The sequence below is a fragment of the Gordonia gummivorans genome (assembly GCF_022513585.1).
Classification (GTDB): Bacteria; Actinomycetota; Actinomycetes; order Mycobacteriales; family Mycobacteriaceae; genus Gordonia.
The window spans coordinates 27,155-53,115 of sequence record NZ_JAKWBF010000009.1; the positions used below are offsets into that span (position 1 = coordinate 27,155).

The 25,961-nt window shown below is 65.8% G+C and carries 20 protein-coding genes; 8 read left to right on the forward strand and 12 right to left on the reverse strand.

The genetic code is table 11. The annotated features are described in order from the left end of the window. Positions 1 to 111: 111 nt before the first annotated feature. From MKW15_RS08810 to MKW15_RS08820, 3 genes are all read right to left on the reverse strand, one after another. Positions 112 to 5,604 (reverse strand): ATP-binding protein, encoded by a 5,493-nt coding sequence (locus MKW15_RS08810; protein WP_240857231.1) that lies wholly within the window; start codon positions 5,602 to 5,604, stop codon positions 112 to 114. A gap of 159 nt (positions 5,605 to 5,763) precedes the next feature. Beyond that, positions 5,764 to 6,249, reverse strand: coding sequence for an SRPBCC family protein (locus tag MKW15_RS08815; protein WP_240857232.1), 486 nt, complete (start codon positions 6,247 to 6,249; stop codon positions 5,764 to 5,766). Between the two features lie 3 nt (positions 6,250 to 6,252). After that, positions 6,253 to 6,594 carry an ArsR/SmtB family transcription factor gene (locus MKW15_RS08820; protein ID WP_240857233.1) on the reverse strand — a complete coding sequence of 114 codons (342 nt, stop codon included), beginning with the start codon at positions 6,592 to 6,594 and terminating at the stop codon, positions 6,253 to 6,255. A gap of 234 nt (positions 6,595 to 6,828) precedes the next feature. Between MKW15_RS08820 and MKW15_RS08825 the strand changes: the two genes are divergently transcribed. Next, positions 6,829 to 9,066 carry an NADP-dependent isocitrate dehydrogenase gene (locus tag MKW15_RS08825; RefSeq protein WP_240857234.1) on the forward strand — a complete coding sequence of 746 codons (2,238 nt, stop codon included), beginning with the start codon at positions 6,829 to 6,831 and terminating at the stop codon, positions 9,064 to 9,066. A gap of 246 nt (positions 9,067 to 9,312) precedes the next feature. After that, complete coding sequence (locus MKW15_RS08830) at positions 9,313 to 10,842, forward strand: catalase (protein ID WP_240857235.1); 1,530 nt, start codon at positions 9,313 to 9,315, stop codon at positions 10,840 to 10,842. A 49-nt stretch (positions 10,843 to 10,891) separates the two neighbouring features. Here the strand turns inward: MKW15_RS08830 and MKW15_RS08835 are convergent, their stop codons facing one another. The 3 genes from MKW15_RS08835 to MKW15_RS08845 all read right to left on the reverse strand — a co-directional run bounded on the left by MKW15_RS08835 (position 10,892) and on the right by MKW15_RS08845 (position 13,314). Then, positions 10,892 to 11,386 (reverse strand): M15 family metallopeptidase, encoded by a 495-nt coding sequence (locus tag MKW15_RS08835; protein WP_240857236.1) that lies wholly within the window; start codon positions 11,384 to 11,386, stop codon positions 10,892 to 10,894. Positions 11,387 to 11,431: 45 nt separating this feature from the next. Next, a complete protein-coding gene (locus tag MKW15_RS08840) occupies positions 11,432 to 12,694 on the reverse strand; it encodes an acyl-CoA thioester hydrolase/BAAT C-terminal domain-containing protein (protein WP_240857237.1) in 1,263 nt (420 codons plus the stop codon). Between the two features lie 131 nt (positions 12,695 to 12,825). Continuing rightward, entirely contained in the window at positions 12,826 to 13,314 is a 489-nt protein-coding gene (locus tag MKW15_RS08845; protein WP_240857238.1) for a hypothetical protein, read from the reverse strand. Between the two features lie 263 nt (positions 13,315 to 13,577). Between MKW15_RS08845 and MKW15_RS08850 the strand changes: the two genes are divergently transcribed. From MKW15_RS08850 to MKW15_RS08860, 3 genes are read left to right on the forward strand one after another with little or no spacing between them, the layout of a single operon-like run. Beyond that, entirely contained in the window at positions 13,578 to 14,240 is a 663-nt protein-coding gene (locus MKW15_RS08850) for a response regulator transcription factor (protein WP_240857239.1), read from the forward strand. Beyond that, positions 14,204 to 15,424 carry a sensor histidine kinase gene (locus MKW15_RS08855; protein WP_240857240.1) on the forward strand — a complete coding sequence of 407 codons (1,221 nt, stop codon included), beginning with the start codon at positions 14,204 to 14,206 and terminating at the stop codon, positions 15,422 to 15,424. The genes MKW15_RS08850 and MKW15_RS08855 overlap by 37 nt, the downstream gene beginning before the upstream one ends. After that, the gene (locus tag MKW15_RS08860; protein ID WP_240857241.1) at positions 15,424 to 16,506 is read left to right on the forward strand and encodes a hypothetical protein; all 1,083 of its coding nucleotides are present in this window, start codon (positions 15,424 to 15,426) and stop codon (positions 16,504 to 16,506) included. The genes MKW15_RS08855 and MKW15_RS08860 overlap by 1 nt, the downstream gene beginning before the upstream one ends. On the opposite strand, the gene MKW15_RS08865 is transcribed toward MKW15_RS08860, so the two are convergent. From MKW15_RS08865 to MKW15_RS08880, 4 genes are all read right to left on the reverse strand, one after another. After that, complete coding sequence (locus tag MKW15_RS08865) at positions 16,503 to 19,847, reverse strand: ATP-binding protein (RefSeq protein ID WP_240857242.1); 3,345 nt, start codon at positions 19,845 to 19,847, stop codon at positions 16,503 to 16,505. The genes MKW15_RS08860 and MKW15_RS08865 overlap by 4 nt on opposite strands. Then, the gene (locus tag MKW15_RS08870; RefSeq protein WP_240857243.1) at positions 19,844 to 20,617 is read right to left on the reverse strand and encodes a DUF4194 domain-containing protein; all 774 of its coding nucleotides are present in this window, start codon (positions 20,615 to 20,617) and stop codon (positions 19,844 to 19,846) included. The genes MKW15_RS08865 and MKW15_RS08870 overlap by 4 nt, the downstream gene beginning before the upstream one ends. Beyond that, positions 20,614 to 22,089, reverse strand: a complete 1,476-nt coding sequence (locus MKW15_RS08875; RefSeq protein ID WP_240857244.1) for a DUF3375 domain-containing protein — start codon at positions 22,087 to 22,089, stop codon at positions 20,614 to 20,616. The genes MKW15_RS08870 and MKW15_RS08875 overlap by 4 nt, the downstream gene beginning before the upstream one ends. Positions 22,090 to 22,199: 110 nt before the next feature. Continuing rightward, the gene (locus MKW15_RS08880; RefSeq protein WP_240857245.1) at positions 22,200 to 22,340 is read right to left on the reverse strand and encodes a hypothetical protein; all 141 of its coding nucleotides are present in this window, start codon (positions 22,338 to 22,340) and stop codon (positions 22,200 to 22,202) included. Here MKW15_RS08880 and MKW15_RS08885 point away from each other — a divergent pair. The 3 genes from MKW15_RS08885 (at position 22,339) to MKW15_RS08895 (ending at position 24,649) form a co-directional block, all read left to right on the forward strand. After that, positions 22,339 to 22,983, forward strand: coding sequence for a hypothetical protein (locus MKW15_RS08885; protein WP_240857246.1), 645 nt, complete (start codon positions 22,339 to 22,341; stop codon positions 22,981 to 22,983). The genes MKW15_RS08880 and MKW15_RS08885 overlap by 2 nt on opposite strands. 149 nt (positions 22,984 to 23,132) lie before the next feature. Beyond that, entirely contained in the window at positions 23,133 to 23,486 is a 354-nt protein-coding gene (locus MKW15_RS08890; RefSeq protein WP_240857247.1) for a VOC family protein, read from the forward strand. Positions 23,487 to 23,536: 50 nt separating this feature from the next. Beyond that, positions 23,537 to 24,649, forward strand: a complete 1,113-nt coding sequence (locus MKW15_RS08895; protein WP_240857248.1) for an alpha/beta hydrolase fold domain-containing protein — start codon at positions 23,537 to 23,539, stop codon at positions 24,647 to 24,649. Between the two features lie 188 nt (positions 24,650 to 24,837). Here the strand turns inward: MKW15_RS08895 and MKW15_RS08900 are convergent, their stop codons facing one another. Together MKW15_RS08900 and MKW15_RS08905 are read right to left on the reverse strand one after the other, a co-directional pair. Beyond that, positions 24,838 to 25,233, reverse strand: a complete 396-nt coding sequence (locus MKW15_RS08900) for a tautomerase family protein (protein ID WP_240857249.1) — start codon at positions 25,231 to 25,233, stop codon at positions 24,838 to 24,840. Between the two features lie 12 nt (positions 25,234 to 25,245). After that, complete coding sequence (locus MKW15_RS08905; RefSeq protein ID WP_240857250.1) at positions 25,246 to 25,956, reverse strand: class I SAM-dependent methyltransferase; 711 nt, start codon at positions 25,954 to 25,956, stop codon at positions 25,246 to 25,248. Positions 25,957 to 25,961: the final 5 nt, after the last annotated feature.

A 25,961-nucleotide genomic window follows, 5' to 3' on the forward strand; every position in this document is an offset into this window, starting at 1 on the left:
TCGCGGGGTGCCGCACCATCGCGGTCCCCGCCTACTGTGTGATCGAGGTACTTGTGTCCTCGATCACACAGTAGGTGGACGGGCTTGGGTTTCGCCGGGGATCGGGCGTGCTCAGGAGATCGAGGCGTGCGCTCCCGAATCCGACCACGCTGTGCTGCTCTGGATCGCGCCGATGATCCTGGGACGCAACTCGGCCGCGCGGATCACCGCGTCGACCGACCCGACCTCCACCGCGCGTTGGATGCTGTGCACCGCGTCGAACTCGGCAGCGACCTCACCGATCTTCTCCGCGCGGACCGTCTGCCGGGTGTCGGCGAGCTCGGCACCGAGCTCTGAGCGGTCGACACCGGTCGCACCCGAAAGCTGGGACTCCAGTTCGCGCACCCGCGGATCTGCCGCCACACGCTTGCCGACCTCACCGGCGAACACGACGGCGGCTGCCGGGGCGCCACCGAGCACCGACGCGAACGAGCCCTCGATCGCCAGCACGGTCATGTTGGGATTGAGCGCCTTGGAGAACACCACGAAGGCACCGCCGTGATAACGCGAGATCACGCAGAACACGATCGGCCCGCGGAAGTTCACGATCGCGCGACCGATCTCCGCGCCGTACTCGAGCTGCAGCTTGCGCAACGACTCCGGCGAACCGTCGAAGCCCGACAGGTTGGCCAGCACCACGAGTGGCCGGTTGCCAGAGGCGACGTTGATCGCGCGTGCCGCCTTCTTGGACGACTGCGGGAACAGAGTACCCGCGGTGTAGGTATCGGGTCCGTCCGTGGGTGTGTAGCCACGACGCTGCACTTCCTTGGACTCGATTCCCAACAGACACACCGGGATTCCGCCCATGTGCACGTCCTGGACGACGGCGGTCTCGGCGTCGGCCATGCCGGCCCAGCGTTCGAGTACCGCGTGGTCCTGGTCGGCCACGGCGCGCATCACGGTCCGGATGTCGAAGGGCTTCTTGCGATCCGGGTTGGTCGAGCTGGCGAAGATGTCGCCGACCTTGGTGAAATCGCTGCCCGCCAACACATGCGGATAGTCGGAGATGTCGCGTTCGGTGGGGTCGCTGGTGAGCGACCGGCGTGGGGTCTGCTCGCCCGGCACGACGAAGGTGTGGTCGTAGTGCGACATCAGGATGTCCCGGGCGGCACCGAGATTCGGTGCCCAGTACTGCGCCTGACCGTTGGGACCCATCACGCGGTCGTAGCCGCCGATGCCGAAGTTGTCCTCGGCCGAGACACCACCGGAGAAGTCCAGCGACTGCTTGCCCGTCAAGACCATCGCCGAATCGGGGGTCATCACGAGGATTCCCTTGGTGTGCATCAGCATCGTGGCCTCGGCGTTCCAGTACGGCTGGGCACCGACGTTGATACCGGCGACCACGATGTTGATCTCGCCACCCGCCTGGGTGAACTCGACCACCCGCTTGAGCGCGCGCGCCACCGAGTCCATGTTCTCGGTACCGGAATCCATCGAGATCCGGGCACCCGACGACAACGCGTACCACTCGAGCGGAACCTGCATCTGCTCGGCGAGGTCGAGAGCCGCGATCACACGGCTGCACTCGGGCTCCGACAGCGCGCCCAGCGACTTGGTCGGGTCGCCGAGGAGCACGACTCGGGTGACGCCTTCCTGGTACTTCTCGGTTGGCGTGGTGATCACGCCGGCCACGATCGCGGCGGTGTTCTTGCCCCGCGGGCGTTCGACGGGCACCAGGCGCTGCTCGGCGTCGAGGTCGTACTCGGCGAAGTCGCCGAGCAACCCGACCAGCTCGTAGGGGTAGATGGCGTTGCGGCGAGCCGCACTGAGCACCTTCTGCCGGTACTCGTCGACCGGCTCGATCGGATCGGACGTCGCCTCCCCGACCGTGACATCGATGCCACCGGTCGGCTTCACGGTGAAACGCACCGACACCTTGTTCAGCGCACGCGTCTCCGGAACCCGTCGTCGGGCGATCAGCTGGACTTCTTCCAGACCGACGCCGGAGGTGATGCCGCGGATGTGCGAGCCGATGGTGTACAGATCCTCGTCGCTGACATCCATCGGCGGCCAGATGTACATCACGATGCGGTTGGTGTTCGCGGTGCGTCGCGCGCCGCGCTGGGCGCGTCGAATCGAGTCGACGCACGACGCGAGCGTCGTCTCCGCGGACGGGATCGTCAACAGACGGCCATCGCTCTCGCGCAGTGCGGTCAGGTCGCGGATCTGTGCGAAGGCGATCAGACGGTCGTCGGACGGGTTGTCCTTGGCCACACAGCGGAACAGGTACACCTCTTCGTCGTCCGCGGACGGCAGGCGGGTGATGTCGAACTTGTGCAGCCGCTCGAGCTGCATCCGCTGCGCGATGTAGGGATGCAGTCCGCGGATGAGTCGTTCTTCGGCCATTCCGGTGGCGGATGGGCGGAAGGTGATGTGGTGGTGCATCCGAGCGTCGCCGCTGCCTGCCACCGTGATCGTCACCCGATGGACCCGGTTGGGTAGCGACGTGGACGCGATGATCTCGTGCAGGGTGCCGGCCATCGCGTCGAAATCGTCGGGCTGTTGCTCCCAGCTGAGGTAGATGTCGGCGTCGACCGGTCCGGTCGCTCGGGCGAGCTCGCCCAGGCCGGCGATGGTGTCACCGAGCTGGTCGAAGTCCACAGCGGCCGAGACGAGGTTGAAACCGTCCCGCTCGGCGATCACGAAGGATGCGCCGCCGAACTGTTCGGTGCGGATCCCCGACAGACCCTTGTTGCCGTAGTAGCGGCGGGTCAGGACCTCGAGCATGACCGAGTTGTCGGCGCTGCCGCGCACGATCCGCTGGCCCAGGATGCGCACCAACGGTTCGGTCGAGCCGACCATCTCGGCGATGCGGTCGGCCCGATCCGGAGTGGTCGGGTTCTCGTCGAGGTAGCGCAGCTGCTTGCGGACGTCGTTGTAGACCCGTGCTCGGCTGCGACGCAGAAGCGGTTGCCCGTACCAGGCGTAGACGACGCCGCGCGCGAGGTCGGCGATGGCCGGGAAACGCACCTGCGAGGCGGCGACGAGCCGGTCGAGGGCACCTCCGATCCGATCGCGCAGTTCGTCGCGCGGTGTGGGCTCCGCCAGCCACTCACGCAGCAGCGCCGACATCACCGCGACCGAGTCGGCCGGGTTCTGCAGGGCGAGGAAGATGCGGAAGACCGCCGCCTCCAACTCAGGGGTCCGGTCCAGTTCGGTGACACCGTAGTGCGCGAGCGCCCGGCCGAGCTGATTGTGGAATGCCTCGGGAAGTCCGTCCCGCTCGACGTCGAGGCTCTGCAGATAGGTGTGGAAGTTCTCCCGGGCGCTGTGCACGTGTTCGATGCCGAGGTCCTGGCCCGACGGACGGTTCTGACTGAGCTCGGCCAGATCGGCGAAGACCGTGATCAGCTCCAACTCGTCGGCCAGGGGGCGTCGGCCACTCTCCAGCGCCGCGTGGCGGACGGTGAGGTAGTCGTCGAGGGGACGATGCGGGTCCTGCGGGTCGACGTCGTAGCCCAGCAGCTGACTCCGCAGATCCTCCTGCGTGCGCGTGGTGCGTTCGTGCGGTTCGACGTCGGTGGGTTCGGCGGGCAGCGCGATGTCGACGGCCTCGTCGACCTCTTCGGCCGGTTCGTCGTCATCGTCGTCGGCCAACGGTTCGAGCCGAAGCAGGGTCGCACCGGTCTCGACCTGGGTGCCGACCGACACCAGACATTCCTTGAGCCGCGATCGCACCGGAGCACGCAGCACGGTTTCCATCTTCATGCTCTCGAGCACGAGGACCGGAGCACCGGCCTCGACCTCGGCGCCGGCTTCGAGCGGGGTGGCGACCACGAGCGCCGGGGCGGGCGATCGGACGACGCCGCCTTCATCGCGGCTCACCCGGTGGGTGACACCGTCGACGTCGATCAGGTGCACGGGACCGTGGGTGTCGGTGACGAGGCGGTAGCGCACGTGGTTCACGACCATTTGTGCCGCATGCTCGTCGAACCGTTCGAGGTCGACGTCGGCCGTGTGTGTTTCGGCACCGGCCTCGATGGCGATCCGGAAGCGGTGCGCGCCGATCCGGGCGACGCGAACGCGGTAGGTGACGCCGCGGAGTTTGAGATCGAGTGGTGCGCCACTGTCGTGCTGAACCTGCGGCCGGCCGCCGGCGGCGGTGGACAGCAACCGCTGCCGCTCGACCGACTCGCCCTCCTCGTAGGCGTCGATGGCCGCGGCGGCCAGCGCGATCGCCGAATGCCGGTGTGCGACGAGTCCGCCTTCGGCGCGGACCCGGTCGATCCAGCCGGTGTCGGCGCTGCCGTCGATGACGGCGGGCTGATTGAGCAACTCCAGCACAAAGCTCTTGTTGGTTGCGCCGCCCTCGATGATGACCCGCGTTTCGGCCATTGCCCGGCGCAGGCGACCGAGTGCCTCGTCGCGGTCTCGGCCGTAGGCGATGATCTTGGCGATCATCGAATCGAAGTCGGCAGGGATGGTGTCGCCCTCGCTGACACCGGTGTCGACCCGGATGCCGGGTCCCGCGGGCAGCTCGAGGCGGGCGATGCGACCGGGTGACGGCGCGAAGTCGCGGTCGGGGTCCTCGGCGTTGAGGCGGGCCTCGATGGCGTGTCCGCGTTCGGTGGGCGGTTGGCCTTCGAGCCGTCCGCCCGAGGCGACGTGCAGCTGCGCCCGCACCAGGTCGATGCCGGTGGTGACCTCTGTGATCGGGTGCTCCACCTGAAGACGGGTGTTCACCTCGAGGAATGCGAACAGCTTCTCGCCCGGGTGATACAAGAACTCCACCGTCGCGGCACCGCGGTAACCGACGGCCACCGCGAGGCGCTCGGCCGACGACTTCAGGTCGGCCACCTGCTCGGGCGCGAGGACCGGCGATGCCGACTCTTCGATGATCTTCTGGTTGCGACGCTGCACCGAGCAGTCACGCACGCCGAGGGCCCACGCGGTGCCCTGACCGTCGGCGATGACCTGAACCTCGACGTGGCGCGCGCCCGTGACCAGGCGTTCCAAGAACACGACTCCGCTGCCGAAGGCTCGTGCCGCTTCGTCCCGGGTGCGTTCGTAGGCGTCGACGAGGTCGGCGTCGTTGGTCACCACACGGATGCCGCGTCCGCCGCCTCCGGCGGTCGCCTTGAGCATGAGGGGGTAGCCGATCTCGGCGGCCGCGGCCTCGGCCTCGTCGACGGTGTCGACGGCGCCACGACTCCACGGCGCCACCGGCACGCCGACCTCCTCGGCGATCAGCTTGGCGCCGATCTTGTCACCGAGCTTGCGCATCGCCTCGGGCGATGGTCCGACGAAGGTGACGCCGATCCGTTCACACAGCTCTGCGAAGAGTGGATCCTCGGCGACGAAGCCCCAACCCACCCACGCGGCGTCCGCGCCCGACTCGAGCAGTGCGCGCTCGAGGACCTTGAGATTGAGGTACGGCCGCGACGCGGCGGGACCCAGGTCGTAGGCGAGGTCGGCCTCACGGACAAAGGTTGCCTCGCGGTCGACGTCGGTGTGCAGCGCGACGACCTCGATCGGAATACCGGTCTCCGCGGACAATCCTCGGACGGCATGGATCAGTCGCATGGCGGACTCACCGCGGTTCACGATGGCGATGCGGGTGAACATGGCCGGGTCCCTTCTCTCGTTCGTCAGGTCGGCGAATCACGCGCCGAGGGGCGGACCCGGACGATTGTTTCGAAGATTTTTCGTACGCGCGAGTACGGTCCCGGCGACGTGTGTCGGGAGGACACATGTCGCCGGGACCGGTACGGCGAGATTCGACGACTATGCCGCGAGAAGGTCGTCGATCTGGTTGATGGCTCCAGAGGAGCCTTCGAGGACGCCCATGTCGAGGACCTTCTGTAGGTCGTCGGCGGAGGCGTAGGTGCTGACATAGGTTGCGACAGTGCGGCCGTCGTGCTCGGAGAAGGTGTAGTCGCTCGTCGACACCGGCATCGAATCGACCGGATTCAAGTCGCCGTCGGCGAACCCGTCGGTGAATCGGAAGCCACTGGGTTCGTCGACGGAGATGATGTCCATGTATCCGCCGAACTTATCCCCTTCCGGGCTCGTCATGTAATACGTCACACGACCGCCCGGACGGAAGTCATGGTCGACGACGGTCGCCGGGTAGGTGGGCGGTCCCCAGATCTTCTCGAGCTGACGCGGGTCGGCGTAAACCTGCCATATCCGGCTTCGGGGGGCCGCGAATTCGGCGGTGATGGTGATGGTGAGTGTGTCGATGTCGTGGGCGACGCTGGTGACCGGCATGGGTCAGTCCTCCTGAGTGGGGTCGGTGGCGATCAGTTCGTCGATGCGGGCAATCCGGCCGCGCCAGACCTGCTCGAGTTCGGTGAGCATGTCCGAGACCGCACGTACCGCGGACACGTCACCGCTCGCGATCTGCTCGCGACCGCTGCGCCGCTTGTTGAGCAGTCCGGCGCGTTGGAGCACGGCGACGTGTTTCTGCACAGCGGCAAAGCTCATGTCGTACTTGGCCGCCAGTGCCGTGACCGAATGCTCCCCCGCCAGCACGCGCCGCATGATGTCGCGGCGGGTGCGGTCGGAGAGTGCATGGAACAGGGCGTCGGCCCGGTCCTCATCCGCTTCGCTCACCGTTCCAACATACAACCAATTGGTTGTATGTTGTCAAGCCCTCGATCGCAGAAGCCCGGCTATCGTGACTCGTGGGAACGTGCCGCCACCCGTCTCGGCGCGGCGCGGTTACCGGTGGGTAGGACCCAACGTTCGGCACGATTCGACCCACAACGAGATACTGGTAGCGCCGAGACGCTCGGACGCATGCGATCCATGTGGTGAGTGAAGAGAAACCGGAGACAAAGGCGGGTTATGAACGCGAAGCAGCCGACCATCATCTACACCCTGACCGACGAGGCGCCGATGCTGGCGACCTACGCCTTCCTTCCGGTCATCCGCGCATTCGCCGACGCGGCCGACATCAACATCGAGACGAGCGACATCTCGGTGGCCGCCCGCGTGCTGGCCGAGTTCGGTGACTACCTCACCGAAGAACAGCGGGTGCCCGACAATCTGGCCGAATTGGGACGGCTGACCCAGGATCCTGACACCAACATCATCAAGCTGCCGAACATCAGCGCGTCGGTCCCCCAGTTGCTCGCCGCCATCAAGGAGCTGCAGGGCAAGGGATACAAACTCCCCGACTTCCCGGGCAGCCCCAAGACCCCCGAGGAAGAAGAGATTCGGACGCGTTACACCAAGTGTCTGGGCAGTGCGGTCAATCCGGTTCTGCGCGAAGGTAATTCCGATCGTCGGGCCCCCAAGGCGGTCAAGGAGTACGCGCAGAAGCATCCGCACAGCATGGGCAAATGGTCGATGGCGTCGCGCACCCACGTCGCCCACATGCGTCACGGCGACTTCTACCACGGCGAGAAGTCGATGACGGTCGACGGCGACCGTGAGATCAAGATGGAACTGGTCACCGCCGACGGCGAGACGATCGTGCTCAAGCCGAAGGTGTCGCTGACCGACGGCGACGTCATCGACAGCATGTACATGAGCAAGAAGGCGCTCATCGAGTTCTACGAAGAGCAGATGGAAGACGCCTACAAGACCGGCGTGATGTTCTCGCTGCACGTCAAGGCGACGATGATGCGCGTCAGCCATCCGATCGTGTTCGGGCACGCGGTGCGGACCTTCTACAAGGAGGCCTTCGCCAAACACGGTGAGCTCTTTGATGAGCTGGGCGTCAACGTGAACAACGGTCTGTCGGATCTGTACAGCAAGATCGAGTCGCTGCCCGCGTCCAAGCGCGAGGAGATCGTCGACGATCTGCACAAGTGTCACGAGCACCGGCCCGAGTTGGCCATGGTCGACTCGGCGCGCGGCATCACCAATTTCCACTCCCCCAGCGACGTCATCGTCGACGCCTCCATGCCGGCGATGATCCGGGCCGGAGGCAAGATGTACGGCGCAGACGGCCGCACCAAGGACACCAAAGCGGTCAACCCGGAATCGACCTTCTCCCGCATCTATCAGGAGATGGTCAACTTCTGTAAGACCAACGGGGCCTTCGATCCCACGACGATGGGTACGGTGCCCAACGTCGGCCTGATGGCACAGAAGGCCGAGGAATACGGTTCACACGACAAGACATTCGAGGTACCCAAGGCCGGAACCGCAAACATCACCGACCTGAAGACCGGCGAGGTGCTGCTCACCCAGGAGGTCGAGGAGGGCGACATCTGGCGACTGTGCATCGTCAAGGACGCACCCATTCAGGACTGGGTCAAACTGGCCGTAACCCGGACCCGTGAATCCGGCATGCCGGTTGTGTTCTGGCTCGATCCCTACCGTCCGCACGAGAACGAGCTGATCGCCAAGGTGCACAAGTACCTCGAGGATCATGACACCGACGGTCTCGACATCCAGATCATGTCGCAGGTTCGGGCAATCCGGTACACGATGGAGAGGCTGATCCGCGGCCTCGACACGATCTCGGCCACGGGCAACATCCTGCGTGACTACCTGACCGACCTCTTCCCCATTCTCGAGCTCGGTACGAGCGCCAAGATGCTCTCGATCGTGCCGCTGATGGCGGGCGGCGGGCTCTACGAGACCGGCGCAGGCGGTTCGGCACCCAAGCACGTCAAGCAGCTCCTCGAGGAGAACCATCTCCGTTGGGATTCGCTGGGTGAGTTCCTCGCGCTGGCAGTCAGTCTCGAGGATCTCGGGAAGAAGAACGACAACCCGAAGGCCGAGATCCTGGCGAAGACGCTCGACGCGGCCACCGGCAAACTGCTGGAGAACGACAAGGGACCGTCGCGCAAGGTGGGTGAGATCGACAACCGCGGCAGCCAGTTCTACCTCGCCCTGTACTGGGCGCAGGCGCTGGCCGAACAGACCGACGACACCGACCTGCAGAAGCACTTCGCACCGTTCGCCGAGTCACTCGCCGCGAACGAGGACGCCATTCTCGGCGAACTCAACGGCGCACAAGGCGAAGCCGTCGACATCGGCGGGTACTACTACCCCGACGGCGATCTGCTCAAGAAGGTGATGCGCCCGAGCACCACCTTCAACGAGGCGCTGGACGCGGTTCAGTCCTGACCTGAAGAGATCGGTGACCGGAGCGCTGACCCGGGGAGATGCAGTCTGCCGCGGAGGCGCTCCGGACAGTCTGTGTCCTGTTGGAGAGCACACAGTTGAGCCGACTCGGCATCCCGCGTCGAACTGCGAGGTGCCGACCGCGCGAGCGGCCCTCGCCCTTGCGCTTCCAAGTGTAGGATCAGCCCCACGGCCTGAAACAGTCCGGGTCACTTCAGCCCATCCTGCTTCACCGTGCTCGGAGGCGATATGACCAAGAGCAATTCCCTGTATACGACTCGAGATTCGGGAGCCCCGGCCGGTAGCGACGAACATTCGCTCACTGTCGGTGCCGGCGGTCCGATCGTTCTGCACGATCACTACCTCATCGAACAAATGGCCCAGTTCAACCGCGAGCGAATCCCCGAACGTCAGCCGCACGCCAAGGGCAGCGGCGCATTTGGAACATTCGAGACCACCGAGGACGTGTCGGCCTACACGTGTGCGGCGTTGTTCCAGCCAAAGGTCAAGACCGACATGGTGGCTCGCTTCTCGACGGTTGCCGGGGAGCGTGGCAGCCCCGACACCTGGCGCGACCCAAGGGGTTTCGCGCTCAAGTTCTACACCACCGAAGGTGTCTACGACATGGTCGGCAACAACACGCCGGTCTTCTTCATCAAGGACCCGATGAAGTTCCAGCACTTCATCCGTTCACAGAAGCGGCGCGCCGACAACAACTTACGCGACCACGACATGCAGTGGGATTTCTGGACGCTGTCCCCCGAGTCCGCGCATCAGGTCACTTGGCTGATGGGTGACCGCGGAATCCCGAAGACGTGGCGGCACATGAACGGGTACAGCTCACACACGTATCTGTGGGTCAATGCGCAGGGGGTCAAGCATTGGGTGAGATACCACTTCATCACCGATCAGGGCGTTGAATGTTTCACTCAGCACGAAGCAGATCAGATGGCAGCCGCGGACACCGATTTCCACACCCGCGATCTGTTCGAGACCATCGCGGACGGAGGCCGGCCGAGTTGGACGCTGAAGGTTCAGTTGATGCCCTATGACGACGCGGTGGGCTACCGGTTCAACCCGTTCGACCTGACAAAGGTGTGGCCGCACGGCGACTACCCGCTGCACGACGTGGGAACAATGACCTTGCACACCAACCCGACCGACAACCACGCCCAGATCGAACAGGCGGCCTTCGAACCGAACAACGTGGTGCCTGGGATCGGCTTCAGCCCCGATCGGATGCTGCTCGGCCGGGTCTTCTCTTACGCCGACGCCCATCGCGCACGGCTCGGAGTGAACTACAAGCAGATCCCGGTGAACAGTCCGCGCAACGACGTGCACACCTACTCCAAGGATGGCGCCATGCGGATCAACCCGGTGAGCGATCCGGTGTACGCACCGAATTCGAAGGGCGGGCCGGCTGCCGTGTACGCGGGTCAGCCCGAACCGCAGTGGGCAGCCGACGGTCAGATCATCCGCAGTGCCTACGTGGATCATCCCGAGGACGACGACTGGGGCCAGGCCGGCACGATGGTGCGTGAAGTGTTCGACGACGCCGCCCGAGAACGATTCGTGGACAACGTCGTCGGACATCTCTTGAACGGCGTGTCCACACCGGTCCTGGAACGGGCCTTCGACTACTGGAGTCGAGTCGACTCCGACATCGGTGCCCGGATCAAGGCGGGGGTCGCCGACAAGCAGGGCGAACCCGATCCGAAGGTCGATGAGCAGGGCAATCCGGCGCGCACGTCGATGCAGGAGAAGGTGCAGAGTTCGTGACGGCACGCGCAGTTGATCGTCGCCCGCTCGACGATCAACTGCGCGGCGATCAACCGGGATTGTGGTCGATCCGGGCGGCCGCGTCGGGCCACATCGGCGGGCACGCGAACCCCCGGATGGTCGCGACCTCGAAATGCCACCATTCGTTGGCGAATGTGCGGCAGAGACCCCAGCGGTACCCGTTCGTCTCCAGCCAGCGTGCCCCGGCGCGTGGGCCGACGTCGATGGCGTACCCGGTGACATGGGTTGATTCCTCTGGCGGCAACACCCAGCGTCGGGCGGCCGCGGGGCTGCCATAGGTGGCGATTCCTTCCCGCCACAACCGCCGCTGCTCGGCGACCGAACGCTTTCCCGACGTGATGCTCAACGGCACGCCTTGTGACTGTGCGGCAGTGGCGGCCTGGCGATAGGCGGTCGCCAGCGTCGGGTCCAGGCCTGCGGTGGTCGACGCGCTCGCAGGACTCCACCCGAACGTGGAGATCGCAAGCAACAGTGCGACGGCAAGAATCAGCCGCGCAATGTATGGCCGGCCATGAGAACGCATGCGCACAGTAAAGCCCGTCACCGCGGGATGTGGCCAACCGGCGCGTCAGGCCGACACTCTCAGCTGGGTCCGCAGGAAACGGAGGATGTGCGTCCACGCATCCCGTTGGGCGGCGGCCGTGGCTGCTGGACTCCCTCCCGAGATCAGCCCGGACGAGCGGTCGACGGTCGTCGGGATCGCCGGCGGCCGGATGAAATGTCCGACATCGTCGTAGATCCGCAGTTCATCCTGGGCGGCGAAGGGGTTGCGGGCGGCCTCGCGTCGATCGATGATCGCGGCGGCCATCGGGGCCGCGGGATAGCACCTGTCTGCGGTGCCCGCGATCACCAGCATGGGGCAGTCGATGTCCTCGACGCGCAGGGTCGCCTCCGCGACAGCTGACGCATCGCGGAGGCCGGCCTCGTACGCGCTGCTGGTGGCCAACGCCGTCGATGTCGGTGTGCGGGATATCCGTCGGCGGAGCTCGTTGCGCAGCACCTGTGGCAGTAGTCGCTCGGACTTGACCGGAACGTAGGGAAGATCCTCACCGCCGTGGGTGAGGGCGGACATCTTCTGCGGTGGTCCGTCGTCGCGCAGCGCCTGGAAGACGACATGACTCGGCGCGACCGCCACGACGGCACGGACCGCGGTGCCGGTGGTGATCAGGGTGGCCAGCGCTGTCTGGACCCCTACCGATCCGGCGTGCACGGCGACCGCGTCGCCGTCGACGTAGGGCAACTGCCGGAACGCCTCGATGCCGCCCGCGATGTCTTCGGTCGCGATGCGTGAGAAGGCGTCCGGGAGGCCGGGCTGCTGCGTGTAGTACAGCGTCGCGGTAACGTACCCGTGCGACGCGAGCAGGGCGGTCGTCGCTGCGATCGATCGTCCCACCATGGTTCCCGGCAACACCACGATCCCCGGAAGACACGGCTGATCATTGGGCGGACGATAGATCTGCAGGACCCACCCGTCGCCGGTGATGCGTTCGGTCCGCAAATCCAGCCCCCATCGCCGGGGCACGGTCTGCGTCGCCGAGTCATGAGCGGTGTTCGCGGTGATCGCGAATTCGATTTCCGTGGCGCAGTTCTCGAAGATCGCCGCAGGGCGGTCGACGGCCTTGTTCTGCATCGTCGCCCACGGCGAGTCGAGGTCGGGGATGTCGAGCCAGCCGCCGGGGCCCACCGCGTAGGACGCGCTCGACCGCCATGGCGCACCCGCCGCGTCCGCGGTCGACACGATGAGGTCGACGGTGTCCGCAGTAGTGCCCGACACCCGGAATCGCAGTGGCGAATCCACCAGGTCGCTCTCACCCGAGATATGAAGATCCATGATTTGCCCTCTCCCCCATCATCACTCGTCGCCAATGGTGTATTGCGACCGGTACAGGCCGGTACAGGCCGGAGCCACGGTGTCGAGGAGGGGCGATCTCCACGACACCGTGGTCCGGTCGGCACGCCTGGCTACTGCAGGGTGTATGTCGCCGCCATGTTCGGTGCGTCGCGGTAGACCCTGGCGATGACCTGCTCGCCCGGCTGTGAAGCCTTGGAGCCTGCGGTCCAGGTCATTCCCCACTGGTGCGCCAGCGAGGACACGTAGTGGTACGTGCTGCCGAATCGGTAGTTGTAGCTGTAGTCCACCGTCACCGAGAAATGGACGGGGTTCGTCGACCAGGCCCGTGCCACTGTCGTCTGGCCGGGCTGGAGTACCTGTGCGGGCCGGTCGATCCAGCGGTCGGGAGACGAACTGCCAGAGGAGGCGTCGGTGTACGGGTACGAGTTCAGCTGGAGCGGCCAACCGGTCTGGTTCTTGATCACGAGGGTCGCGTTCGCGCCGCCCGGCGGGAACGGTCGGGCGTCCGCTGCTGCGGACCCGACTGCGGTCAGCCCGGATACGAGTGCCACGGTCGCGACGATCAGAGCCAGCAGGTGCCGGCCTTTGGTGGTTCCCATCAGCGTTCTCCTTCTCGACTTCCCTGGGTGGGGTCTCGGCTACGGGACGTGCTCAGCCGATTCCTTTGAGCCTAGAAACGCCGGGGTCGGGTGATAAGTCCCAGTTGCGGGGGGACTTTCGGAGATTCGGATGTGTTCGTCGCCGGACACGACCTAATCACATGTCCCGTCCAGTGGGTCTGTGCGACAGTGGGATAGGCGAGAATGAAGCTTGCCGGGACCCTACACGGTGGTTGCGGGATCGATGATTGGGAGGTCGACGAATGGAAGCCGACGCAGTGGCGCGCGTGGGTGTCGTCGACGACCACCAGTCCACGGTCTGGGGTATCGAACGAATTCTGGACGGCCATTCGTGGCTCACTCTCGCCGGTGCGGCGCAGACGGTTCCCGAACTGCTCAGCGGCGACGGAGGTTTCGACCTGGTGATCCTGGATCTGCGCCTCACCGACGACAGTAGCCCGCAAGCCAATGTCGAACTGTTGCACACCAACGGCATTCACGTTCTGGTGTACACCTCGGGCGAATACCCCGATCTACTGCGCTCGGCAGCCAAGGCGGGAGTGCTCGGGATGATCCCCAAGTCGGCGCCGGAGGACATGGTGATTCGAGCGATCGAGGAAGCGGCACGGGGTGAACCCGTCCTCGGCACGGAGTGGGCTGCCGCCATCGACGCGGACCCAGACCTGAACGCGGTGCGGTTGAGTCCACAGTTGCAGCGCGTGCTGACCCTGTACGCCAACGGCGCGACGTCACGGTCCATCAGCGAGGCGATGAATGTTCAAATCGACACCGTCAACGAGTATCTGAAACGAATCCGGCAGAAGTACGCGTCGGCCGGCAGGCCGGCGAACACGAAACTCGACCTGTTCAAGCGAGCCCTGGAGGACGGGTGGGTATCGATGCCGCACCGTACGTCCGGGATGTGATGGAGGCGCAGACCGCAGACGGTGATCGAATTCTGCGGCTCCTGACCCGATTCGTCGGACTCGGGTATGCGGCCTACCTACTGGTGTCGATCCCGGAACTGGGTGCGGACGGTCAGATGGTCGACGGGTGGTGGACGCCGGTGGCCGTCGTCTTGGTCTTCGGCCCCGGGCTCGCGCTGATCGCGACCAGTTTCTCGACGATGCCCAGTTTCTCGAGAATGCGGGGTGCCACGGGCGTCGCGGCGTGCGCCGCCTTCGGCGGCTACGTGCTCGCCAATCTCTTGTGGCTGATCGCGTGGAACGGTGGGCACGTGATGTCGGCGAGGAGCACCTGGATGGTGATGTTCTCGGGTCTCGCCGGCCTGTCCGCGGCCCTGGTCGCCCCACCCGCGTGGGCGTTCGCGGGCCAGGTCGTGGCGTCGTTTCTCAGTGTCCTGACCAACCAGCTAGGACTCGTCGGGGTGGAGTCATTGGCCGCGCGGGTCGCCTACGAGACGGTGTGGGCGGTGGCCTTCAGCTCGGTGTTTGTCGCCGCAGCACTGCTCACGGTCCGCACCGCGCACCTGCTCGACGCCACGCGCCGCGACGTGGAGCGACAAGCGGTGGCCGATGCGGCGCGGGTGGCGCGCGACGAGGAACGAGCACGTTTCGACGCACTGGTGCACGACCGCGTCCTGGCCACCCTTCTCCAAGCGCATCGGACACCGGATGATCCGCGTGTCGGATCTCATGCCCGCGATGCGCTGACCGAACTGGATCGGCTGGCGCACCAGCTCGCCGTTGAAGAAGCGGTTGGGATCGACGCCCTGCAGCGGCGGCTTCGTCGTGTGTGTGCAGAGCACGCCGTGCAGCCGGAGATCCACACCGACGGCGACGTGGCCGGCGCGCGGTATCCCGCACATGTCGTCGGAGAGATGCTCGCCGCCGCCGCCGAGGCATTGCGCAACAGCTCATTGCACGCCGCCGGGGCGACCCAGGAGGTGACCGCATGGCTGGCACCGCGGGCTCTGCGATTGGTCATCGCCGATACCGGGCCCGGGTTCGATTCGCGGCGGCGTGAGAGCGGCCGGCTCGGTCTGGACTTCAGCATCACTCGACGCATGCAGCGACTTCGTGGTGGCCGATCCGTGGTGACCAGTGCGGTCGACGCCGGTACCACCGTCGAACTCGAGTGGCGCTCGTGATGCCGACGTCGCCCGTCGACCAGGATGATCCGGGCCGTGGCTCGGATCCGGTCCATGACCTTCTCGGTATGCATTCACGCGGCGCTCGCACGGTCGCGTACGGATTCTTCGCGGCCGGCTGTCTGCTGACCTTCGGGTCGCTGAAGTCCGGTGTGGGGGTCGCCGCGGCGGTTGTTCCGCTCGCGCTGCTCGCCGTCGGCGGCGCGGTGCTCCTGCGGACCCACGGCGACCCACTCCCTCGCCGCGCCACCGTCGTGGTCGCGATCGTCCCGATCGTGCAGGCCATCGCGATGCTGCCCGCCCTGCCGGTGCCCATCAACCAGCCGCTGCAGGCCGCGGTGGCCTTCGGTGGCGGCACGGTCCTGTGTGCCTTTCTGTGTGTGCGTGGACGTGTGGCGGCGTCGTGGACGAGTCAGGCGATCGTGTTCGCGGTGGCGGCGGCGTGGGCGCTGCGCACCGGAGGCGGTCTCGACCAGGCCGTTGGACAGTTGCTGTCCAGCACCGGCTTGATGGTCTCGGCGACTCTGTTCGCGTGGCTGGTGCGACCCGCCGCCGCGACCATCTATCGGCTGCGCGCTGCCCAGACCCGTCAGCTGGCCGAGCGTGCCGCCGCCGACGCGGTCCGCACCGAGCGGGCGACGCAAAAGGCTCGGCTCGATGAACTGGCTCGCCCGCTGCTCGTCACCATCGCCGAGGACGGTGGTCTGACCGGCGGTGACGTCGAACACGCACGTCTCCTCGAGGCGCGGCTGCGCGACGGGATCCGGGCACGTGCTCTCGATGTCCGGCAGGTGACTCGATCGACCTGGGCGGCACGGGCGCGCGGCGTCGACGTCCGGCTCCTCGACGACAGTCGCAGCGGGCCAACGGATGCGGACGAGGCGACGATGGCCGGACTCCACGCGGAGATCGTCACCCACCTCGACCGGGCCGTCGACGGACAGATCACCATCCGACTCCAGCCTCCGGGCCGGACGTCTCTGGCCACGATCACCACCATCACCGCCGACGGCGTGAGCATCCACGAGATCGCGGCCGCCGGTGCGGCCGAGGCCACCGCCGGAGCGGAGAACGGCATCTAGACCGGCAGCCGCGCCCCGCTCGAGCGGCGCAGATCCGAGAACGCCTGAATCGAGGTGGACATCGCGGTCGCCACCGGACGCGCATCGGCCCCTTCGGTTTTCGACACCATCACGACGTTGTCGATGTACGGCTGGATCGTGCTGGTGTTCTGCACGGTCGCAACGATGATCAGCTGGAAGCCGAACTTCCGGAACGCCGACAGGGCCTGTTGCGCGAATTGCGGATCCGACTTGGAGAAGGCTTCGTCGAGCATCAGCTGGGCGAAGATCGGACGGTTGTCATGACCGTTGGGACTCGCCAGGTTGAAGCTCAGCGCGCCCGCGAGACAGAACGCCATCAGCTTTTCCTGCTCGCCACCGGAGTTGTCGCCGGCGTTACTGTAGGTCCGAATGGTCTCGCCGCTGTCGGCGTCGTGCTCCTCGCAATAGAAGTCGAAGCGATTGCGCACGTCGAGTGCGTCCCGAGTCCATTGCCGGTCCTCGGGCGTGGCACCCGCCAGCCGTTCGCGCAGGAGCAGGATGTCGGCATACTGCTCCAGGATCGCCTGCTCGTCACCGAAACCCACCGCCGCCGCCCGGCCCGAGATCTGCCGCGCCTTCTCGCTCAGTTCGGCGACCGCAGCCAGGTGTTTGCGGCCCGGATGCAATCGCAGTCGGGTTCCTCGGTTGAATGCGACGGCACCCAGACCGCTGTTGACACGTTCGATCTGCTCGACGATGCGGCGCTCCTCCGCGTCGGCGGCCATGTGCAGGTTGAGGATTGCGCCCGGTGCCTGCTCGGTGATGAGCCGGCGCATCCGCTCGTAGGCAGATGGGAGTTCCCGCTCGTCGATCCGTCGGCACAGCGACACATAGTCGTGGATGCGCTCGTCGAAATCGTCGCTGTCGTTGGGGATGGCGTCCGGGAACTCTTCGTCGTATCGGTCGAGGATGCGGGCCAGTTCGTCACGCGAACGCCTTGTGTCCGAACGCATTCGATCGCGGTCGCGGGACACGACCTTCACCAGCTCCTGCCGGTACGACTCGGGCGCGAGCACGTCGAGCGTGGCGGCCGACTCCTCGCGGAATCCGTCGAGGGACGTCTGCGCCTGCGGCGCAATCGGTTCCGGCTTCAGGCGATCGATCAGATCGAGCAGTTGGGTGCGGCGCCGATCGTGAGTCGCGATCTTGTCGCGCACCAGGGCGGCCTGGGAGATCGCGGCACGCACCTGCTCCCAGATGTCCTCGGCCTTGCGCTGCAGCGCCTCGACATCGGGGTGCTCTTCCATCAGCAGGTCGTACTGCTCGGCCAGCTGATCCACCCGATCGTCGGCGGAATCGAGGTCGATTTCGCTCCACTGGGTGAACTGCTCGCAGAGTCTGCGGTAGGAATCGCGGCGCTGTTCACGCGACGTTCGTTCGCCGTCGAGCGTCGCACTGGCCTCGCGCGCCTGGTCGTAGGCGTGCTGTTCGGCGTCGAGTTCCTCTTGCAGCGCTGCGATCTTGGCGTCGACATTGCCGACGAACACGTACTGTGAGGGTCGCAGCGCTTGGCGGTCGTCCTTGACGGCCAGCTTCGCCGAGTCCTTGCGCAGACCACGATCGGTCACCGCTTTGGTGTGGTCGCCGAAGTCGGCGGTCGACTCGACGCATGCGTAATTGCCGAGGCGGGCAAGGATGGACAGCGCTTCCGACGAGCACGGGTGCGCCGGGTCGACGGCCCGCAAGGTGGCGCCGAGGGTGCCGGCCTCGGGGGTCGGCGGTCGACGATCCTCGGCATGGTGCAGCTGAATCCGTCCACGCATGTCGTGGTTGTTGACGAACCGAAGTGCTGCCCGGAAATGCTTGTCGGGAACGAGAAGTCGCAAGCCTGCCGAGCGCAGCACCTTCTCCACGGCCAGCCGCCAGCGCTCCTGGTCGGGATCGAGTTCGACGAGTTCGGCGACGTAACGCAATTCGGATTCGTCGATGCCCAGCGCGGTGGCGAGCACCCGCCGCATCTCGTGCTCGGCGCGCGGAAGGGCCGAACCGGCCTGCTGCACCCGGGTGAGTTCGTCGGCCACCGCATCACGCTGGGTACGCGCAGCCACCTCGCGTGCCAGGGTCTCGGCAAAATGCGCCTTGCCGGCCTCGAGTTGGCCCTCGATGTGGGTGGCGTCCTCCATCAGGGTCTCGCGCAGAGACCAGAATTCCTCGGCGTCGTTGGGCGGTGAGAAACCGAGCGCGGTCACCTTGTGCTCGTAGCTCGCCCGCCGGATCGAGGCCTCGTTGCTCACCTTCTGGGCGGTCGCGAGTTGCTCTTGCAGCGGGGCGAGGTCACCGGTCGACGTCGCGATCCGCGACAGGAGATGCGAGTGGTCTTGCCGGAGTTGGTCGTGCTGGGCGGTGAGGGCCGCCAAATCGCCGTCGAGCCTTGCAATCTGATCGTCGAGGTCGCTGACTTCGGGCGTCGCGTTGTGGAGGCGGAGGTTGTTCACGTACGAACGCACCGTCGTGGGATCGATCGTGTCGAGGACGCTGAACGTCGCAGCCTCGGCGACATAGCGTTCCTGGACGGTTTCGATGTTGGCGAGGATGGTGCGTTTGCGCCGGGCCACATCGAGCAGTTCTCGTGCCTCGACGAGCGGGTCGATCTGTTCAAGGGCGTCTTTGATGCCCGCGATGCTGGTCGGTTCGTCGAGCATGAACTCGCGAACGAACTGCGCCAGACCGCCAACACTCTTGAGTGACTTCGCTTTTCCGAGGAGCTGCTGGGCCGCCTCGGACGCGCGGATCCCGATGAGCGAGTACAGGGTGGCAAGGTATTTACCCTCGCCGGGCCCACCTCGCCAGCCTTGTTCACGGAACCGGGCCGAATTGTGATTGCCGGTCGCCCAGGCGTTGCACACCTCGGCGATGTCGGTGTCACCGTCGTGGATGTAATAGGCGCTGTGCGCGTCGGTCATCTTTCCGGCCGCCAGCCACTTGAGCACCAGTCCGGTGATCGCCGCACCCGACGTCGACGTGTAGGTCACCGCGATGGCGGCCCAGGCCGGTCCGGCGCCGCGCAGGTACATGATCTCGCGGGCCGCGTTGGCGCTGTCGCGGCGTTCACCCCACGCGCCACGCACGTACTTGCCGACGGTGCGCCGCCCGCTCGACGAACCGGCAGCGGTGGCGTCGCCGGACGCGTTGAAGTTGCGCCGGTGATCGGGCAGGAAGGCCAGCGAAATCGCATCCAACAGAGACGATTTGCCGCTGCCCGACGACCCGGTGATCAGTGATCCGTTGGGGCTGAACGGAATCGAGTGGTACCCGTCGAAGACACCCCAGTTGATCAACTGGAGCCGGGACAGGGAGTACTGGTCGACGGGTTGGTTCACCAATCGTCTCCTTCGTCGTCCTCGTCGGAATCGAGTGCGATGACCTGCGTCCCGGCCTCATCGACCGACTGGTCGTCGTCGCCGGTGTCGCCCGCGGAGATGAACTGCTCGAACTGCCGCTGCAGATCGGTGATCACCGACGCGGTCATCACGGCGGAGATGACCGGGCTGACGGTGAACGTGTCGGGATCGTCGCGGTTCTTGCGCAAGAACTCGAGTTCTTCGAGTTTGTCGATGGCGTGCTCGATGCGCTTGTCGAACAGCGCGAGATCACGATCGATCGTGTTGCTGACTCCTGCGAACAGTTCATGGATTTCTTCGCGCGTGATCATGATGTGCTCATCGCGCGCGGCACGAGCGTACTTCGCCAGGTGCAGCGCGAGTATGGCGTCGTAGGTCTGTATCGTCTCCCGCTTGAGAATCCTTCTGCCCCAACGTGAATCATATCCAGCCTGCTCGACGAAGGCGACCTGCAGTTCGTCCACTATGCGCAACCGCAGGTCGAGTTCGGACAGCCGCACCCGCAGAGCATCGGAGTACTCGGAAACCCAGGCCCAGAGTTGTGGATGTCGGTCGCCACTGACATATCGCCTCGTCACCAGGTTCTGCAGCGCCCAGCAGGCGCGGTCGGGCAATTCGCTGCGATCGCCGTCGAACCGAGGGTGGCGCGGCCGCAGATCGTCGGCCGGTCCAGTCGCCGCGGCGGGTAGGTCGTCGTAGCCGGCGAATTCGTCGGCGTCCGGTGCACCGTCATCGGTGGTTGTTGTCATAGCGCGTCGACCTCCGCGGTCGGAATCGGTTCGGTGAACATCAGGGCCGGGACCTCGATCGCCTGGTCCTCCCCCTGCAGGGAGCGGAATCGGAGCGCAACGGACTCATGTGCGTTGTTGCCGGGCTGTTTGAGCGCCCACGACCACAGGACGATGACGTGCGCCAGGTACGGCTCGTTCAGCCGTGCAAGCACCTCCGACAGTGTCACCGGGCCGTCGAGGACCGCGTTGTTGACCGTCTCGGTGAGTTCGACGGTGTCGACCTGGCCGGCGAGCGACGCGAAGGAGGAGAGGTCGGCGTCGCCACCGGCGGGCAGGGCGGGCGCCGGCGGATCGGGATGGCGGATCTCGAAGGCGAGTCGGCCGACCGACGACACCGCAGGTGTGGCCAGCGGCATCTCGTAGCCGATGCGGCGATCCGACAGGGACGCCTTCAGCAGTTCGTTTGCGGTGGCGATCGCGTCGTTGAGTTGTCGGGCCACGCCGCGACTCTGTTCGAGTGTGCCCGAGGCCACGAACCTGCGGATGCGCCGCGCGCAGCGCTGACGGGTGCGCCCGACCTCACCCATCTGTTGGGTGACCAACCCGAAGAAGTTGTCCATCACCGACCGCAGCCCGGTGTCGATGCCCGGCAGGTGGTCGGTGACCGTCTCGATGTCGGAGATCAGCCGCGCCCGCTGCTCGGGATCCTGGATCATCTGGCTGAACGCGTGGTACGACGCACTCTGCGACGACTCCAGAAGTGCCTCGTAGTCGTCGAACATCTGACGTTGTCTATCGCGGTAGGCGAGGTCGGAATCGTTCGGGTCGTCGAGCAGTTGGGTGGTGATGCGATCGAGCATGCTGCCGTACTGGCCGATGTCGGTGATCACCTGCTCCATCTGGTAGGCGATTGCTCGCGCTTCGTCCTCGGCGCTCCGCAGATCCGGGGCTCGTCGGTGGCCGGCGTCGAGGTCGGCGAGTTCGGCGTCGAGTTCTTCGATCTGGTGGGTGATCTCGTCGCGGATGTGGTCGGGATCGTCGGAGACCTGACCAGCGACCCGTCGGAGGCCCGCGGCGATGCCGTTGATGGAGCCGCCGGTCGCGACACTGTCTTCACGACGCAGCCGGCGCACATAGTCCAACACCGATCGAGCGTCGGTCGAGAGGTAGCAGAGGTTCGGGGCGCCATCGGTGGCGTTGTCGGTCACCCGGTGCAGCCATCCCTGCTTGGCCCACAGCTTGATCAGATCCAGGCCGTTCGGGGTGTCGGCGGCGCCCAGCTCGGCAACGTCGCGTTCGAGCCGGACGGCGAGATCGGTCTCGGCCAGGCGTGCGCCGAAGTCGAGATGCCGCTCCATCAAGGTGACGTACAGGGCCGAGTTGGCGGCGGCGAAGAGCCGGACCGCGGCCGAACGCTGGATCGACCTGTTGGCCTCCCACACCTCGGCAAGCGTCGCCGGGCCGGCGTCGCTGAGCTCAGTACCGTTCATCGCAGCCCTCGGAGGTGTTGGCGGTATTCCCAGAATGAGGACCCCCAGAAGGAGGACCCGAGGTAGTCTGCCACGCTCACCGATCACGACGAAATGTCGGTCCACATGGCCTACCGTTTTTCCATGCAAAGGAATTCGAGGTTGATCGTCGCCGTGCTGGTTGCGACCGCGGCGGCTGCAGCCGGATGCGCCACTGACGACACCGGCTCCACCCCGTCGTCGGTCAGAACGGAGATTTCCACGACGGTCATGACGACCACCGTCACGTCGCCACCGTCGTCGCCGAGCACATCGACGCAGGCCGTGAGCGGCTACGTCGGCACGCTGGTACCGACCCGTGGAGGCACCGAGACGACGACCTTCGACGTCAATCTGCCGCAGGTGACCGGCGGGCAGGCGCCCGTCCGAGAGCGGTTCAACACCGGGATGCGTTCGGCGCTCACCGACGTGGTCAACCAGTTGTCTGACGCCACGGTCTCCGACGGCACCTTGCTCGGTGACGAGCGCAGTCGCGTGACCACGACAACGCAGCAGGTGGTGGCCGGTGTGGCGATCTTCTCCACCTATGGCCGTGGAGCCGCCCACCCCAACAACACGGTCGCGACGATCACGATCAATGCCGACACCGCGCAGCCGATTCTCCTCTCCGAGGTCTTCACCGATCAGAACGCGGCTGCCGCACGTCTGGCCGCGTCGGTCAACCGGATCGACAGCCGGGCCAACCCGGTCGCCGCAGACATCAACAACTTCGCGAACTGGGTGCCTTTGCAGTCGGGTTTTCATGTCTACGTTCCGGTGAGTCACGCCGCCGGTGACTACCTGCCGGTGACCGTGCCGTGGAACGAGATCGCAGACCTCATGAAGCCCGGTATGCAGGTAGTTCTGGCCGGCTGAGAATTTCTTTTCGAGATTGTGTAACGCCGCGTCGAGGTGCGCCGATGTACTCGATGGTTCCCGGTGAGTCAGTCAGACCCCCGACCCGACTGGCTCGCCGGGACCGCCAACCTCGTCCCGGTGTCGTCTCGATCTGCGAAGGTTGACGCGTGGCAATCTCCGGCGCGCACATCATCGTCTTCAGTTCTGACCCCGACGCGGATCGGGAATTCTTCACCGACGTGCTGGAGTATCCCCATGTCGACGCCGGCCACGGCTGGCTCATCTTCAAACTTCCGCCGGCCGAACTCGCGGTACATCCCAGTGACACCTCCACCGCACATGAGCTGTATCTGACGTGCGACGACCTCGAGGAGACCACGGCGTCCCTTCGGGCTCGGGGCGTGACGCTCGACGAGGCCACCGACGAACCGTGGGGCCGGCTGACCGGATTCGTTCTGCCGGGCGGAAGCAAGGTCGGTCTCTATCAGCCGTTCCACCCGCGGGCGACCGAACTCGACTGAGGCGTCGCTCGCCCTCACCCATCACGGGTGTTCCGATCTACAGTTGAGTCATGGTTATGGCAGACCGCCCCGAGGTTCAGACGGCGTCCGCGCCGGTCACCGCCCTGGCTGTGGTGGGATTGGCGCAATCGATGCTGAACGGACTGGCGCAGGTCCCGTTCCGCCAACCCTGGCGCGGCCCGGCCGGCCTCCTCGACAACATCGGCCAGTCGGTGACGCGACAGACCATTCGGTCCTTCATGGGCTATTCGATGGGACTACCCATCGACGAGTTCCGCTCGATGGAGAAGATCCTCGACGACATCTGCCAGTGGGTTATGCCCCCATTCATCGCGTTGACCGACGGTGTGGAGATCACCGCGGACACTGTCGGCGGCGTTCCGGGTCTGTGGTGTCGTGCCAAGGCCAGTTCCGATGCCTACGTCGACGACCCCGCTGACAAGCAGGAGATCGGGGCGACGATCCTCTACCTCCACGGCGGGGGTTACATCGGTACGTCACCCATCATGTACTCGGCGTTCGCCGCCTCGCTGGTCAAGGCCACCGGAAACGAGGTGTTCATCGCCGACTACCGGATGGCACCCGAATTCCCCTTCCCCGCAGGCGTTCTCGACGCCGCGGACGTGTTCCGCGGCCTGCTCGACCGTGGTGTGTCGCCGGATCACCTTGTGGTGGCGGGTGATTCGGGCGGTGGCGGACTCGCCGCGTCTCTGGTGTCGTACCTGCACGCACATGATCTTCCGATGCCCGCCGCGGTTGCGCTGTTCTCGCCGGAGGTCGACCTCGATCTCGATCATCCGTCGGTCACCGAGAACGCACATCTCGACATCCTCCCCTGGAACGTCCCGGTCACCCCGTATCTGCAAGGCGTGCAACCCAATGACGCGCGGGTCTCGATCGTCGACGACCCCGACCCGGACTGGTTTCCGCCGACCTTCGTGTGCTGGGGTGCCGACGAGATGTTCCGCGACGGGATCCGGCTGTTCGTCGAACGACTCGAAGGTGCCGGAGTGCAGGTCTATGCCATGGAGGAGTACGGCATGTTCCACGTCTTTCCGATCCTCATGCCGTGGGCCGAGTCATCGAGACGGGTGTTCCGTGCGCTCGAGGAACTCTCCACACGGCATGTCAAACCCGACCTCGCTGCCGAGCAGACGCACTGAACTGCGCTCCTCGCACCTCGGCTTGGATCCGTGGAAGGCAGAGCTGGGCCCGAAATTCCGCTGTCTGAGGTGAGTTGGGCCGGTCTGCGTCCTTGCGGTCATCGTTCGACACGCTTCCACGGATCCGGGCTGAGGCCGGCGTGAGTAAGCATTTGCCGCCTCGGCGAGCGTGCGGCCATCTCGTTCGATCACACGTTGACGTCGAAGCCGAGGTCGACGTCGCAGGCGGCCTGTCCGCCGCGAATCCCCCAGTTCTCGGTGGACGCTTCGCGCACCAGGATGGTGATGTGGTCGCTCGGAATGCCCAGGGCGCCCAGACGAGTGACGATTTCGCGGTAGAGGTTGCGCTTGGCCTCTACCGACCGGCCGGCGAAACAGTCGATCGTCACCAGTGTGTACAGCTCGGGTGATGCGAGGCCGGGTGAGTACGAGAACCGGTGCGGCTCGTGCGCGATGAGCCGTACGTGCTTGTCGCTCTGCGGGATTCGGAAAGCCGCGACCAGTGCGTCGTGGACGGCGTCGATCATCGCGGCTTCGTGGTCAGGAGAGCATTCGCGTCGGGTCTCGATCAGTGAGCTGGGCATGACGACATCGTGTCACGCCGTCGGATGATCCTGAACTCGATTTTCGGCGGCGGCGCGCGAGTGGCAGACCAGCATCCGATCTGCGCCGCGCTGGAACTCGTAGTCAACCGGCCGGATCTCGGTGTCGATGTGCTCGCCGTCAAGAGCCTCGAGCAGAGCGGCGACGTCCGGGGCCGGCGTCGAACCCGATGCCACCAGCGGGAATACGCGCACCTCGCCGGAGCTGACGCGGCACATCTCGCGAAGGGCCTCGAGGTGAAAGCGCTCATCGAGTTTGTCGGCATGGCTGAACAGCAGATGCGACGACACCACGAGACCGAAACTGGCGTCGTCGAACGGCAAGTCGGGCAACGAGCCTGCGACGTAGCGCTCGGGATGAGCGGTGATGTCGTCGACGAATCGCCGGCACGCCAGCATTCGTCGGGCCAGGTGGTCGTCGGGGTCGCGGTAGAAGCTCCACTGGTAGTCGTCGTGATGGCGGCGGACGAACTCGTTGCCGCGCAGTGTCTCTGACCGGGTCAGCGCGTCGAGCGTGGCGGGGTGCTCGGCATATCTCGGGTCGCAAGCTGTGGCGTCTCCCCCGGCCGCATTGACCTCGGCGGTGAATGCGGAAGCACCTGCTGCGCAGTCGAGTACAGGCAATGCGAGGTCTGCGTCTGTCAGCGAGAACATCGCGCGATACTCGCCGAGCGGTCGGGCGGTGATCAGGATGTCATCGATCATGACCA

What these genes read in the sequence shown, in the direction of transcription:
- MKW15_RS08895 (WP_240857248.1), top strand. Translation starts at nt 23,537, where the DNA reads ATGGTTATGGCAGACCGCCCCGAGGTTCAGACGGCGTCCGCGCCGGTC.
- MKW15_RS08840 (WP_240857237.1), bottom strand. Translation starts at nt 12,694, where the DNA reads ATGGATCTTCATATCTCGGGTGAGAGCGACCTGGTGGATTCGCCACTG.
- MKW15_RS08900 (WP_240857249.1), bottom strand. Translation starts at nt 25,233, where the DNA reads ATGCCCAGCTCACTGATCGAGACCCGACGCGAATGCTCTCCTGACCAC.
- MKW15_RS08830 (WP_240857235.1), top strand. Translation starts at nt 9,313, where the DNA reads ATGACCAAGAGCAATTCCCTGTATACGACTCGAGATTCGGGAGCCCCG.
- MKW15_RS08885 (WP_240857246.1), top strand. Translation starts at nt 22,339, where the DNA reads ATGACGACCACCGTCACGTCGCCACCGTCGTCGCCGAGCACATCGACG.
- MKW15_RS08810 (WP_240857231.1), bottom strand. Translation starts at nt 5,604, where the DNA reads ATGTTCACCCGCATCGCCATCGTGAACCGCGGTGAGTCCGCCATGCGA.
- MKW15_RS08825 (WP_240857234.1), top strand. Translation starts at nt 6,829, where the DNA reads ATGAACGCGAAGCAGCCGACCATCATCTACACCCTGACCGACGAGGCG.
- MKW15_RS08845 (WP_240857238.1), bottom strand. Translation starts at nt 13,314, where the DNA reads ATGGGAACCACCAAAGGCCGGCACCTGCTGGCTCTGATCGTCGCGACC.
- MKW15_RS08905 (WP_240857250.1), bottom strand. Translation starts at nt 25,956, where the DNA reads ATGATCGATGACATCCTGATCACCGCCCGACCGCTCGGCGAGTATCGC.
- MKW15_RS08880 (WP_240857245.1), bottom strand. Translation starts at nt 22,340, where the DNA reads ATGACCGTCGTGGAAATCTCCGTTCTGACCGACGACGGGGTGGAGCCG.
- MKW15_RS08875 (WP_240857244.1), bottom strand. Translation starts at nt 22,089, where the DNA reads ATGAACGGTACTGAGCTCAGCGACGCCGGCCCGGCGACGCTTGCCGAG.
- MKW15_RS08860 (WP_240857241.1), top strand. Translation starts at nt 15,424, where the DNA reads ATGCCGACGTCGCCCGTCGACCAGGATGATCCGGGCCGTGGCTCGGAT.
- MKW15_RS08870 (WP_240857243.1), bottom strand. Translation starts at nt 20,617, where the DNA reads ATGACAACAACCACCGATGACGGTGCACCGGACGCCGACGAATTCGCC.
- MKW15_RS08850 (WP_240857239.1), top strand. Translation starts at nt 13,578, where the DNA reads ATGGAAGCCGACGCAGTGGCGCGCGTGGGTGTCGTCGACGACCACCAG.
- MKW15_RS08815 (WP_240857232.1), bottom strand. Translation starts at nt 6,249, where the DNA reads ATGCCGGTCACCAGCGTCGCCCACGACATCGACACACTCACCATCACC.
- MKW15_RS08835 (WP_240857236.1), bottom strand. Translation starts at nt 11,386, where the DNA reads ATGCGTTCTCATGGCCGGCCATACATTGCGCGGCTGATTCTTGCCGTC.